Here is a 12,230-nt window from a genome sequence, read left to right on the forward strand (position 1 = left end):
GCCCCCATATGTGCGGCGTTCGTGACCACAGAGGTAACACCATGGGCCTTTTCGACATGTTCAAGGGATCGGCGCCGCTGGATCTCACCCCCCGCCGGGCGCTGGTCGTCTCGCTGATCTACTGCATGGGTTCGGACGGGGAGTTGGACCCGGAGGAGGTCGGCCACCTGCTGTCGGTGATGGGCCGCAGCGCCACGCGGGAGGAGCTGGACCGCTGCTTCAAATACGCGCGCAGCACCCCGCCCGACGCCTTCCTGGCCGCCGCCACGCCGAACCTGAGCGAGCAGCAGCGGCTGTGCATCCTGCTGAACATGCTCGACAGCGCCATGGCCGACGGCGAGGCCGAACAGGGCGAGCGTGACCTGATCGCACGCTTTCAGCAGGCCTTCGGCCTCGACGACGCCAAGCTCGGCCCCTACTTCCAGGCGCTGGTCGCCAAAAACGACCGCAGCGTGCTGGGCGCGTAAGCCCGACCTCGCGGCGCATCGCCCGTCAGCCGACCACCCCGACCGCTTCCGGGGCGGCGTGACGGGCGATGAAGGCCACGAAATCGTCGTAGGGCATGGGGCGGCCCAGCAGATAGCCCTGGATCTGGTCGCAGCCCAGCCGGGCAAGCCCGCCGAACTGCTCCTCCGTCTCCACCCCCTCGGCCAGGGTCTGCATGCGCAGCGAGCGCGCCATGCCGATGATCGCCTCGGCGATGGCCCCGCCGTCGGACCCGTCGGTCAGGCTGGTCACGAAGGAACGGTCGATCTTCAGCTTGTCGACGCGGAAGCGCTTCAGATAGCTGAGGCTGGAATAGCCGGTGCCGAAATCGTCGATGGCCAGCGCCACCCCCATCTCGCGCAGCCGGGCGAAGGTGTTGGTCACCATGTCGGACTCGTCCATCAGGACGCTTTCCGTCACCTCCAGTTCCAGGCAGCGGGCCGGCACCTTGTAGGCGTCCAGCCAAAAGGCCACGCGGTCGGCCAGACCGGGGCGGCGCAATTGCACCGCCGACAGGTTGATGGCGATGAGAAGCGGATGGCCGCGGGCGAGCAGGTCGGCGGCGCGGCGGCAGGCCTCGCCCAGCACCCAGTCGCCGATCGGCTGGATCAGGCCGGTGTCCTCGGCCACCGGGATGAACTGGCCGGGCGGAATCATCGTGCCGTCGCGGCGGCGCCAGCGCAGCAGGCCCTCCGCCCCCACCAGACGGCGGCCGTCCACCGCGAACTGCGGCTGGAAATGCAGCTCCAGCTCGTTGTCGGCCAGGGCGTGGCGCAGGTTGCTCTCCAGCCACATCCGCTCCGACGCCCGCTTGTTCAGCGCCGGCGTGAAAAACTGGTGGTTGGCGCGCCCCGCCTCCTTGGCGGCGTACATCGCCATGTCCGCGCATTTCAGAAGCGCGTCGATGGTCGTCGCGTCGTCGGGATAGAGCGCGATGCCGATGGACGGGGAAATTTGCAGCTCGTGCCCGTCCACCGGGAAGGACTCGGCCATCGCGCGCAGCACCTTGCGGGCCACCGAACAGGCCGCGTCGGGTCCGTCCAGGTCGTTGACCAGAATGACGAACTCGTCTCCGCCCTGGCGGCTGACGGTGTCGCTGGCCCGCACCGTCTCCAGGAGCCGCGCCCCCACCGCGCGCAGCAGCCGGTCGCCGACGCCGTGCCCCAGGCTGTCGTTGATGGTCTTGAAGCGGTCGAGATCGACGAACAGCAGCCCCACCTTCGTGCCGTGCCGGTCGGCGGCGAGCATCGCGCGCTCCAGCCGGTCGCGCAGCAGGAAGCGGTTGGGCAGGTCGGTCAGGAAGTCATACTGCGCCAGATGCCGGATGCGCTCCTCCTGGGCGCGCTTCTCGGTGATGTCGGAGAAGGCGGCGATGTAGTTGACGGCCTCCCCCGCCTCGTTGCGCACCATCTGGATGCTGAGCCATTCCGGATAGACCTCGCCGGACTTGCGCTTGTTCCAGATCTCGCCGGACCAGTGGCCCTCCTCCCTCAGCTTCACCCACATCGCGGCGTAGAAGGCGCCGTCCTGCCGGCCCGAGGCGAGCATGGCCGGATCGCCGCCGATCACCTCCTCGCGGCTGTAGCCGGTGATGCGGCAGAAGGCGTCGTTGACCGCGACGATGCGGTTCCTCTCGTTGGTGACGACCATGCCCTCGGCGGCGTTGTCGAACACCTTGGCGGACAGCCGCAGTTCCCACTCCGCGCGCTTGCGCTCCGAGATGTCGCGGGCGATCGCGCAGTAGTAGGCGTCGCCCTCGTAGGTGACGCGGCTGGCCGTCACCTCCAGCTCCAGCGCCCGCCCGTCGCGCGTGTGGTAGAGCGTCTCGTAATGGGCCGACGCCTCCGCCGCCTCGTCGCGGAAACGTTCCAGAAGGTCGGCGTGGCTGCCGGCCAGCCCGGCCAGCGGCTCGCCCAGCGCGTCGCAGCCGAAGGGGTTGACGTAGGCGATGCGCAGCTCCGCATCCGCCAGCACGACGATCTCGGACACATGGTCCACGAAGAAGTTGGCGAGATAGAGCTGCCGCGCCCGCTCGCGCAGCATGCTGTCGCTCTCCCGCATGTTTGACTGGTAGCCGCGGACGATGCGGCGGACCCAGCCGGTGACCAGCCAGGACACCCCGGCCGATGCCCCCAGCGCCAGCGCCAGCACCGCCAGGGTGGTCAGGATGCGTTTCTTCATGCCGGCGCCGATCTCGGCCCGCCGCTGCGCCAGCACGGAATCGATGTCGTCGGTGTAGAAGCCGGCGATCAGCACCCATCCCCAGACGTCCGGCGCCGTCGCGTAGGACAGTTTCGGCGCCGGGCGCCCGGTGACCGGATGCACCCAGTCGAAGCGCAGCTCCCCGCCACCCTGCCGGCCGGCCTCCAGCAGTCGGGTGACCAGATCCCGCTCGGTCTCCCAGGGCAGGTCCCGGGCGTTCTTGCCTTCCGCCGCCGGGGAGGTCGGGGAGAGCAGCACCTCGCCATCCTCCCGCAGCACGGCGATGAAACCCGAATCCCCGAAACGTCGGGCGCGCAAACGCTCCAGCGTCTCGCGTTGAAGCTTCTCTTCCACCGCCCCGACATAGTCGCCGGTCCCGATCAGCCAGTTGAACGGCTCGAAGCGGCGGACGTAGGCGAACTTGTCGGACATGCTGTGCGGGTTGCCCGGCGCGTACCAGCGGTAGCGGGTGAAGCCCTGCATCTCCGGATCGTCCACGGCGCGGATCAGGTTGCGCATGATCGGGCGCCCCTGGTCGTCGCGGTTGTCGAGCAGCGAGCTGCCCTCCCGCTGCGGCTCGGTGGGCAGCAGCACGCAGGTGCCCTGCATGTCGTCGATGAAGTAGTAGCCGCGTCCGCCGAAGAAGCGCAGCGGCCGCAGGGTTTCCTTGATCGACTGCCGGATCGACGCCTCGGGCAGATACTCCTTCTCACGCTCGTAGATGGTCCAGGCGATGCCGTAGGCCTCGTCCACCTTGGCGCGCAGTTCGGCGCGCAGCAGCGGTTCGGTGCGCGACCGCATGTAGGCGAGGTAGGAGCGCGCGTTCTCCAGCTCCTCCTGCAGAGTCTGGCGCTGCACTTCCAGGTAGCGGGCTTCGGTCTGCTTCAGGTCGGCGTCGAAATCCAGCCGGTGCTGCCAAATGAAGTAGGCGCCCAAGCCCACCACCACCGCCGCGACCAGAAACAGAGAGGTCAGGAACTGCAGACGGTAAAGGCGCCTCTCGTCCGAAGTCCGGGACGGCTCGCGCATCAACTCGGCGATCGGATCGGACAACGAAAGCCCTCCTGGAACCACGCCCGGCGTTGCCCGTCCGCGGCGCATATGCCACATCATTAGTGCGCGTGGCCGGGGCTCGGCAAGATCAAGGTGAAGCAGCCGGCGCGACCAATTGCCAGTCTTTGCGATTTTTCCGGGAAGACGAGCCCGTCCTTGGAAACCTTATGACGCGCCCCCCGCGTCCATCAAGGCTGCGAAGGGGCTTTGCAGCGCCGTCCGGCGCGGTTATGGTCCCGCGCGCGAGCAACAGGGGGCGGTTTCCGCCACTGCAAAGTCCCGATACGCCCCGCCCGCCCCCAAGCGTTCAGGTCCGCCACCCCCGGAGAGTCCGATGATCCCCCGCTACACCCGCCCCGAAATGTCCCGCATCTGGGAGCCGGAGAACCGGTTCCGCATCTGGTTCGAGATCGAGGCGCACGCCTGCGACGCGCAGGCGGAGCTGGGGGTCATCCCGAAGGAGGCCGCCGCCGCCGTGTGGGAGCGCGGCAAGTGGGAGATCGACCGCATCGACGAGATCGAGCGGGAGACCCGCCACGACGTCATCGCCTTCCTGACCAACCTCGCCGAGCATGTCGGGCCGGAGGCGCGCTTCGTCCACCAGGGCATGACCTCGTCGGACGTGCTGGACACCTGCCTCGCCGTGCAGATGACCCAGGCCGCCGACCTTCTGCTCGACGACATGGACAAGCTGCTGGCCGTGCTGAAGCGCCGCGCCTACGAGCACAAGGACACCGTCACCATCGGGCGCAGCCACGGCATCCACGCCGAGCCGACGACCTTCGGCCTGAAGCTGGCCGGCCATTACGCCGCCTTCGCCCGCGGGCGGGAGCGTCTGGTCCAGGCCCGCGCCGACATCGCCACCTGCGCCATCTCCGGCGCCGTCGGCACCTTCGCCAACATCGACCCGCGGGTCGAGCAGCACGTCGCCGCCAAGATGGGGCTGACGCCGGAGCCGGTGTCCACCCAGGTCATCCCGCGCGACCGTCACGCCTTCTACTTCTCGGTTCTGGGCGTCATCGCCTCGTCGATCGAGAATCTGGCCGTGGAGATCCGCCACCTGCAACGCACCGAGGTGCGCGAGGCGGAGGAGTATTTCCATCCGGGCCAGAAGGGCTCCTCGGCGATGCCGCACAAGCGCAATCCGGTGCTGTCGGAGAATCTGACCGGTCTGGCGCGCATCGTCCGCGCCGCCGTCGTCCCGGCGCTGGAGAACGTCGCCCTGTGGCACGAGCGCGACATCTCCCACAGCTCGGTCGAGCGCATGTTCGGCCCCGACGCCACGGTGACGCTGGACTTCGCGCTGGCCCGCCTGACCGGGATGATGGACAAGCTGGTGGTCTATCCGGAGCGCATGCAGAAGAACCTGGACGATCTGGGCGGCCTGGTCTTCTCGCAGCGCGTCCTGCTGGCCCTGACCCAGGCCGGGATGAGCCGCGAGGACAGCTACAAGGCGGTGCAGCGCAACGCCATGCAGGTGTGGGAAAAGGGCGGCAACTTCCTGGACCTGCTGTCGTCGGACGCCGACGTCGTGAAGCACATCTCCCGCGAGACGCTGGCCCCGATGTTCGACATGACCTACCACACGAAGAACGTCGACATGGTGTTCAAGCGCGTGTTCGGCGAGTGAGGGTTCGGGGGCTTCGATGATCTTCGGAGCCCCCACCCTTCCCGCTTCGCGGGCCCCTTCCCTCCCCCGCCTTCGGCAAGGGAGGGAGCTTTATCCCCTCCCCTGCGAGAGCGGGGGAGGGTCAGGAAGGGGGCAACACCTCCCCCACGCGACAACTCTACTCCGCGTGCACCTGCTGGCGGGCGACGTCCAGAAGCAGGGCCAGCTCCTTCTCCACCCGGTGGTCGGAGATGTCCACGCCCTTGGCGTGCAGGTCGGCGGCCAGACGGTCGCGGATGTCGTGCGGTCCGGTGGCGCCGATGTCGGCGTCGATGATCTGGCGGACGTAGGCGTCGGCCTCGCCCCCGGTCAGGCCCAGCAGGCTTGCCGCCCAGAGTCCCGCCAGCCGGTCGCGGCGCGCGCGAATCCTGAAGAGCAGGTCCTGGTCGTGCTGGAACTTGTTCTCGAAGGCCCTCTCGCGCTCGTCGAAGGTCGTCATGGGACCCGGCTCCTTGGATTGGTTTTGCGCTCCCAGATACAAGACTATATAGCCGGTGGATCGGGCGTCGTCATCGCCCCTACCCACCGGCCAATCGACGAATCCGGCGTGCGGCGACATACCCAAGAGGGAAGCGGAAGGCAAGATTCCCCATGTGCAGCGTGATCCTCCTGCGACGACCGGACGCAACATGGCCCCTCATCCTGGGCGCCAACCGCGACGAAATGGCCGGACGGCCCTGGCAGGCGCCGGCGCGCCATTGGCCCGACCGCCCCAACGTCGTCGCCGGGCTGGACGAGCTGGCCGGCGGCTCCTGGCTGGGCATGAACGACGAAGGGGTGGTCGCCGCCGTGCTGAACCGCATGGGCACGCTGGGGCCGGAGGCCGGCAAGCGCTCCCGCGGTGAACTGGTGCTCGACGCGCTGGATTTCGCCGATGCGGCGGAGGCGGCGCTGGCCATGGCGCAGCTCGACACGCGGGCCTATCGCCCCTTCAACCTGCTGATCGCCGACAACCGCGACGCCCGGCTGCTGGTTCATCGCGGCCCTTCCCCGCGCAACCGCCCGGAGGTGATCGAGATCCCCGCAGGTGTGCACATGGTCACCGCCAGCGATCTGGACGACATGACGGAGGACCCGCGGCAGGCCCAGTATCTGCCCCTCTTCCAGCACGCAGCACCGCCCGACCCGGAGCGGGGCGAGGCCGGCGACCGGTGGGGCGGCTGGCCGGAATTGCTGGCCAGCCGAATCTGGGACGGCGAGCGGGGCGAGCGCGGGGCGATGAACTTCCTGCTGCCGACCGGCTTCGGCACGGTGTCGAGCGCGCTGATCGCCCTGCCCGCCGTGGAGCGCCCGGATCTGGACCCGGTCTGGCACTTCGCCGCCGGCCGTCCTCACGAGGCACCGTGGCAGCCCGTCTCCTTGGGGTAGGAGCCGCCGCGGACCCCGCGCATTGTGTTCCCTGGGCCAGCTTGCTATATCACTTGTGCATATCCCCTGGACCGGTCACCCGCCGGTCCAGGCTACACGTTTTTGGACGATCTCTCATGACACGACGTCGGCGCATCTACGAAGGCAAGGCGAAGGTCCTGTTCGAAGGTCCCGAGCCGGGCACGCTGGTGCAGTACTTCAAGGACGACGCGACCGCCTTCAACAACCAGAAGAAGGGCATCATCACCGGCAAGGGGGTGCTGAACAACCGCATCTCCGAGTACCTGATGAGCCGTCTGTCGGACATCGGCGTGCCGACTCACTTCGTGCGCCGTCTGAACATGCGCGAGCAGCTGGTTCGCGAGGTCGAGATCATCCCCATCGAGCTGGTCGTGCGCAACACCGCCGCCGGCTCGCTGTCCAAGCGCTTCGGCATCCCCGAGGGGACCCCGCTGCCGCGCTCGATCATCGAGTATTATTACAAGTCCGACGAGCTGAACAATCCCATGGTCACCGAGGAGCACATCACGGCCTTCGGCTGGGCGGCTCCGCAGGACCTCGACGACATGGTGGCGCTGTCGCTCCGCGTGAACGACTATCTGTCGGGTCTCTTCCTCGGCATCGGCCTGCGGCTGGTGGACTTCAAGCTGGAGTTCGGCCGGCTGTGGGAGAACGAGGAGATGCGCATCGTCCTGGCCGACGAGATCAGCCCCGACAACTGCCGCCTGTGGGACATCAAGACCAACGAGAAGCTGGACAAGGACCGTTTCCGCCAGGACCTCGGTCAGGTCGAGGAGGCCTACCAGGAGGTCGCCCGGCGCCTCGGCATCCTGCCCGAAGGCGGCCCGGTGGACGTCAAGGGCCCCAAGACGGTCCAGTAAACGACGGTCCAGTAATCAGTTTTCCCCAACCCATCAGCACCATCAAGCGAGCGGACATCCGATGAAGGCGAAGGTTCACGTCACCCTCAAGCGCGGCGTTCTCGACCCCCAGGGCAAGGCCATCGCGCACGCGCTGCACACGCTGGGCTTCGACGGCGTCGAGGACGTCCGCGCCGGCAAGGTCATCGAGCTTCAGCTCAAGAGCACCGACGAGGCCGCCGCCCGCAAGGAGGTCGAGGCCATGTGCACCAAGCTGCTGGCCAACACCGTGATCGAAGACTACGCGATCGAGCTGGTGGCCTGAGGCCGTCCGCGCTCAATCCTGCCTGTCGGAAAATGGGGGATGCGCAACCGCTGCGCATCCCCCATTTTCGTTCGACCATGTCCATCGACCATCTCTCCGCGCTCGATCCCATCTTCGCCGAGTCCCTGCGCGTCGGCGGCCCGACGGTGCGCGACTTCCGCCGTCCGGACGGCTTCTCCGGCCTGCTCTGCCTGATCATCGAGCAGCAGCTCTCCACCACGGTCGCCGCGGCGCTGTGGGCCAAGCTCCAGGCCATGGTCGGGGTGGTAACACCCGACGCCATCCTGGCCCTTCCCGACGAGGATCTGCGGGCCTGCGGCCTGTCGCGCCAGAAGATCGGCTACGCCCGCGGGCTGGCCCGGACCGTCGCGGACGGCCAACTCGATTTCGACCCCATTCACCGGATGGACGACGAGGAGGCCATCGCGGCCCTGATCGCGCTGAAGGGCATCGGGCGCTGGACCGCCGAGATCTACCTGATGATGGCGCTCGGTCGGCCGGACATCTGGCCGGTGGGCGACCTCGCCATCCAGCTCGGCGTGCAGCGGCTGAAAGGCTGGGCAGAGAAGCCGACCCAGGCACAGCTCCTCGCCGTCGCCGAGCCCTGGCGCCCGCACCGCAGCCTCGCCGCGCAGCTCGTCTGGCACCATTACGTGGCCTTGCAGGAACAGGCCAGGGCCTCGAAGCCGCCCAAAGGGAAGAAGACACCGTGACCGAAACCACCATCACCGCCGTGCTCGTCGGCAAGGCCGCCGCCTTCGGCCCGCCGGGGCGGACCAGCGCCATCGCCAAGCTCCCGGTGGACGGCCCGCGCGCCGTCGGCCCCGAGGGCTTTCTGGACGACGAGCAGGCCGACCGCCGCGTCCATGGCGGGCCGGACAAGGCCATCCACCATTACCCGCTGGACCACCACCCGGCGTGGCGGGACGAGCTGGGCGGGGACGTGCCGCTGCTTGGCCAGCCCGGCGCCTTCGGCGAGAACCTCGCGACGCTGGGGCTGACCGAGGCCGACGTCTGCGTCGGCGACCGCTTCCGCGCCGGCACCGCCCTGCTGGAGGTCGCCCAGGCCCGCCAGCCCTGCTGGAAGCTGAACCACCGCTTCGCCGTGTCCGACATGGCCAAGCGCGTCCAGACCACCGGGCGCACCGGCTGGTACTATCGCGTGCCGGAACCCGGCCGGATCGGCCCCGGCGACCGGCTGACCCTGGTGGAGCGCCCCTATCCGCAATGGACGCTCGCCCGGCTGCTGCACGTCCTCTACGTGGACACGCTGAACCGCGAGGCGCTGGCCGAGATGGCCGCCTTGCCGGTGCTGGCCCAGACGTGGCGCACGCTGGCCGAACGCCGGCTGACCCAGGGCGTCGAGGACTGGAACAAGCGCCTGAACGGCGGCGACTGACCGACGCCGTTCGAGGATCAGCGGCGGCCGGTCGCCCACAGCACGCCCGCCGCTCCCACCGCCACCAGCGCCAGGACGGCGGACAGCAGAAGCGCCGCCGTCTCCCCCGCCCGCTCGATGATGACCGCGTAGCCCATCGGCGCCAGAGCGGCGGCATAGAAGCTCGGCACCAGCAGCCGCCCGACCGTCCGGCCGTAGCTCTGCGGGTCGAACAGCACCAGCGGCAGCGTGCCGCGCACGATCGTCGCCAGCCCGGCCCCCGCTCCGAACAGCAGGGAGAAGGCGACGCCTGCGGCCAGCGCCTCGCCGCTCCACAGCCCGATCAGGAAGCCGGGCAGCAGCAGGCCGCAGGCGAGCAGCGCCAGGGCGGTGGGGTGCAGGCGGGACCCCGACAGCACCTCGCACAGCCGGGCCGAGGACTGGCCGATGCCGCGCACCGTGGAGATCCACACCGCCGCCGCGGGCGCCGCCCCCAGCCCGACCAGGATGCCGATCATGTGCGCCGACATCGCCGAGGTCAGCACGCCGACCGCCGTGGTCATCACCATGTAGAACAGCGGCGCCACCCAGCTCCGCCGCCGCGGGTCGGCGGGTCCGGCGGGCTCCGTCCCGGCCGGCACCGGCGGGCGCACGTAGCGGTCGGACGGGATGGTGGCGTGCAGCGGAATGGTCAGAAGCGCGATCACCGCGTAGGCGACCAGCGCGCCGCGCCAGCCCCAGGCGTCGGCCATCGCCTGCCCCACCGGCCACAGCACGGTGGAGGCCAGCCCGCCCAGCAGGGTGATCTGCGAGATCGGCACCCGCGCCAGCGGGCCGCCCAACCGGGCCAGGGCGGCGAAGGCCGCCTCGTACAGGCTCGCCCGCATCGCCAGCCCGAGCACCAGCCAGGAGGCGTAGTAGCTCACCAACCCCGTCGAGAATGCCAGCCCCAGGCAGCCCGCCGCCGTCAGCAGCGAGCCGATGACCATCACCGGGCGGCCGCCCCAGCGATCGATGGCCCGCCCGACGCTGCCCGACACCACCCCCATGACCAGCAGCGCCGCCGTGAAGCCGCCGAAGGCCACCGGCAGGCTGAGGCCCAGGTCGGCGGCCATGGGGTTCCCGAAGATGGCGATCAGGTAATAGGAAATCCCCCAGCACAAGAGCTGCGAGACGCCAAGGAACCAGACCAGCCGGCGGGTGATGTGCGACATGACGGACCAGGGGAGCACGGAAAGCGGCAGGCACCCTAGCCAGCCGGTCGGACACCGACAAACGACTTGTCTTCCGCCGACCGGTGAGAAAAACTCAACGGATGCCGTCCCGCCTTCCTCCGCTGAACGCCCTGAGGGCCTTCGTCGCCGCCGCCCGCCATTCCAGCTTCCGCCTCGCCGCGGAGGAGCTGAATGTCACCCCCGGCGCGGTCAGCCGGCAGATCCGCAGCCTGGAACTCTTCCTCGGCGTTCCCCTGTTCGACCGCAGCCAGCGGCAGGTCCGGCTGACCGAGGCCGGGGCGCGCTACTTCACCCGCATCGCCGACCTGTTCACCGAGATCCAGCAGGCCACCGACACGCTGCTCGACGGCGACGGGGGGCGGACGCTGCGGGTGGACTGCATCCCGACCTTCGCCATGCACTGGCTGCTGCCGCGCCTGCCCCTGTTCCAGCAGCGCTTCCCCGAGCTGGCAGTGTCGCTGTCCACCGCCCCCGGCCCGATCGACACCAGCCGGCCCTTCGACTACGCCATCCGCCGCGACCCCGCCCATTTCGCCGGACTGAAGCCGCTGCCGCTGATGCGCGAGCATTGCGTGCCGGTGTGCAGCCCGTCCCTGCCGGGGCTGGAGACTCTGCGCAGCCCCGCCGACCTGACGCGGCGGACGGTCATCACCATCCGCGCCCGCGCCGACCTGCTGCCGGCCTGGAGCACGGCGCACGGGCTGGAGCTGGACGCCTTCCGCAACCGGATGGAGGTCGACCACACCTACTTCGCCATCCAGGCGGCGGAGGACGGGCTGGGCGTCGCCATCGTGCCGCGGCTGTTCGTGGAGCGCCCGCTGGAGACGGGGCGGCTGACGGCGCCGCTGGGGGCCGAGGGGGTGGTGTCCGGCCATTATTACCTGCTGGAAAGCCGCCAGCGCGGCCACACCGAGGCGCCACAGTTCCGCGACTGGCTGACCGCGCAGACGATAGCGGGAGCCATGCCGTCGCCTTGATCTCCCGCTCGTCAACTACGCGCCGCTTATATTGTCTCTAAACGCCGCGAATACTGCAGCGCTAGCCGAATATGCCTCGCATCCTATAGACCTGTGTAGGCTGCAACCTGTTGAGAAGGACAGTTAGCAGTCGAATGAATGCAGAGGAAGAGTACCGCGGCGCCAATGCACCGACGCATCAGGCCAGCGCAGACCAGAAGGAAGCGGCGGGAGCCCTTAAAAAAACAGAACTCAAAAGACTCTCCGCTGGCAAAGGCCGACCTAGACTTAGAACGTCAAAATTTTACGTGTGCTTTAGAACAAACCCAGTAGTAATAGCATCCAAAAGAAGCGCCATATGATGAGGGCTGATGTTGCGATACCGCAAATTATAAATTAGCGATGTGTAATTAAACCAGTCGGCCAATGTCCAGTGAGAATACAAGTACTTCTCGAACTTCTCTCTCTTTGGATTCACAGAAAGCTTCCGCACCGCCTCCACAGCATGAGGGCTATCAGCATAGGACAGCAAAAACTCATGCATAAGCCATCGTCACTACCGGGAATGCAAAGGTAATGAAGTTGCGTGAAGCCGCCCATCTATATGTAGTGGGTCGCCGTTTCGGTTGATGACGCCAGAACGACACGCTTTTCTGGCCTGAACAGCGATTGCTGAGGCGGGATCCGAAGCGAGAACC

General features: G+C 68.3%; 11 protein-coding genes. 8 read left to right on the plus strand and 3 right to left on the minus strand.

Annotation, left to right across the window (positions count from 1 at the left end):
- Nucleotides 1–41 precede the first annotated feature (41 nt).
- Nucleotides 42–467, plus strand: coding sequence for a tellurite resistance TerB family protein (locus AC1DVI_RS13650; protein ID WP_476958425.1), 426 nt, complete (start codon nt 42–44; stop codon nt 465–467).
- A gap of 25 nt (nt 468–492) precedes the next feature.
- On the opposite strand, the gene AC1DVI_RS13655 is transcribed toward AC1DVI_RS13650, so the two are convergent.
- Entirely contained in the window at nt 493–3,741 is a 3,249-nt protein-coding gene (locus AC1DVI_RS13655) for a bifunctional diguanylate cyclase/phosphodiesterase (protein WP_476958426.1), read from the minus strand.
- Between the two features lie 334 nt (nt 3,742–4,075).
- On the opposite strand from AC1DVI_RS13655, the gene purB reads away from it, so the two are divergent.
- Entirely contained in the window at nt 4,076–5,371 is a 1,296-nt protein-coding gene (gene purB, locus AC1DVI_RS13660) for an adenylosuccinate lyase (protein ID WP_476958427.1), read from the plus strand.
- 157 nt (nt 5,372–5,528) lie between these two features.
- Here the strand turns inward: purB and AC1DVI_RS13665 are convergent, their stop codons facing one another.
- Complete coding sequence (locus AC1DVI_RS13665; RefSeq protein WP_149164316.1) at nt 5,529–5,849, minus strand: DUF1476 domain-containing protein; 321 nt, start codon at nt 5,847–5,849, stop codon at nt 5,529–5,531.
- A gap of 152 nt (nt 5,850–6,001) precedes the next feature.
- On the opposite strand from AC1DVI_RS13665, the gene AC1DVI_RS13670 reads away from it, so the two are divergent.
- The 5 genes from AC1DVI_RS13670 to AC1DVI_RS13690 all read left to right on the plus strand — a co-directional run bounded on the left by AC1DVI_RS13670 (nt 6,002) and on the right by AC1DVI_RS13690 (nt 9,362).
- On the plus strand, nt 6,002–6,778 hold the full coding sequence (locus AC1DVI_RS13670; RefSeq protein ID WP_476958428.1) for an NRDE family protein: 777 nt from the start codon (nt 6,002–6,004) through the stop codon (nt 6,776–6,778).
- A 116-nt stretch (nt 6,779–6,894) separates the two neighbouring features.
- Nucleotides 6,895–7,659 carry a phosphoribosylaminoimidazolesuccinocarboxamide synthase gene (purC, locus tag AC1DVI_RS13675; protein WP_476958429.1) on the plus strand — a complete coding sequence of 255 codons (765 nt, stop codon included), beginning with the start codon at nt 6,895–6,897 and terminating at the stop codon, nt 7,657–7,659.
- Between the two features lie 61 nt (nt 7,660–7,720).
- Nucleotides 7,721–7,963, plus strand: coding sequence for a phosphoribosylformylglycinamidine synthase subunit PurS (gene purS, locus AC1DVI_RS13680; RefSeq protein WP_038529315.1), 243 nt, complete (start codon nt 7,721–7,723; stop codon nt 7,961–7,963).
- 77 nt (nt 7,964–8,040) lie between these two features.
- A complete protein-coding gene (locus AC1DVI_RS13685; protein ID WP_476958430.1) occupies nt 8,041–8,676 on the plus strand; it encodes a DNA-3-methyladenine glycosylase family protein in 636 nt (211 codons plus the stop codon).
- The gene (locus AC1DVI_RS13690) at nt 8,673–9,362 is read left to right on the plus strand and encodes an MOSC domain-containing protein (protein WP_476958431.1); all 690 of its coding nucleotides are present in this window, start codon (nt 8,673–8,675) and stop codon (nt 9,360–9,362) included. Before AC1DVI_RS13685 ends, AC1DVI_RS13690 begins: the two co-directional genes overlap by 4 nt.
- Before the next feature lie 17 nt (nt 9,363–9,379).
- Here AC1DVI_RS13690 and AC1DVI_RS13695 read toward each other — a convergent pair whose 3' ends face one another.
- Nucleotides 9,380–10,573 carry an MFS transporter gene (locus tag AC1DVI_RS13695; RefSeq protein WP_476958432.1) on the minus strand — a complete coding sequence of 398 codons (1,194 nt, stop codon included), beginning with the start codon at nt 10,571–10,573 and terminating at the stop codon, nt 9,380–9,382.
- A gap of 83 nt (nt 10,574–10,656) precedes the next feature.
- Between AC1DVI_RS13695 and AC1DVI_RS13700 the strand changes: the two genes are divergently transcribed.
- Nucleotides 10,657–11,553 (plus strand): LysR substrate-binding domain-containing protein, encoded by an 897-nt coding sequence (locus AC1DVI_RS13700; protein ID WP_476958433.1) that lies wholly within the window; start codon nt 10,657–10,659, stop codon nt 11,551–11,553.
- Nucleotides 11,554–12,230: the final 677 nt, after the last annotated feature.

Source organism: Azospirillum sp. P4_B5, assembly GCF_056402275.1.

Excerpts from the sequence above, each read along its gene's own strand:
- purB (WP_476958427.1), top strand. The coding sequence starts at position 4,076 with ATGATCCCCCGCTACACCCGCCCCGAAATGTCCCGCATCTGGGAGCCG.
- AC1DVI_RS13700 (WP_476958433.1), top strand. The coding sequence starts at position 10,657 with ATGCCGTCCCGCCTTCCTCCGCTGAACGCCCTGAGGGCCTTCGTCGCC.
- AC1DVI_RS13685 (WP_476958430.1), top strand. The coding sequence starts at position 8,041 with ATGTCCATCGACCATCTCTCCGCGCTCGATCCCATCTTCGCCGAGTCC.
- purS (WP_038529315.1), top strand. The coding sequence starts at position 7,721 with ATGAAGGCGAAGGTTCACGTCACCCTCAAGCGCGGCGTTCTCGACCCC.
- AC1DVI_RS13650 (WP_476958425.1), top strand. The coding sequence starts at position 42 with ATGGGCCTTTTCGACATGTTCAAGGGATCGGCGCCGCTGGATCTCACC.
- purC (WP_476958429.1), top strand. The coding sequence starts at position 6,895 with ATGACACGACGTCGGCGCATCTACGAAGGCAAGGCGAAGGTCCTGTTC.
- AC1DVI_RS13670 (WP_476958428.1), top strand. The coding sequence starts at position 6,002 with ATGTGCAGCGTGATCCTCCTGCGACGACCGGACGCAACATGGCCCCTC.
- AC1DVI_RS13665 (WP_149164316.1), bottom strand. The coding sequence starts at position 5,849 with ATGACGACCTTCGACGAGCGCGAGAGGGCCTTCGAGAACAAGTTCCAG.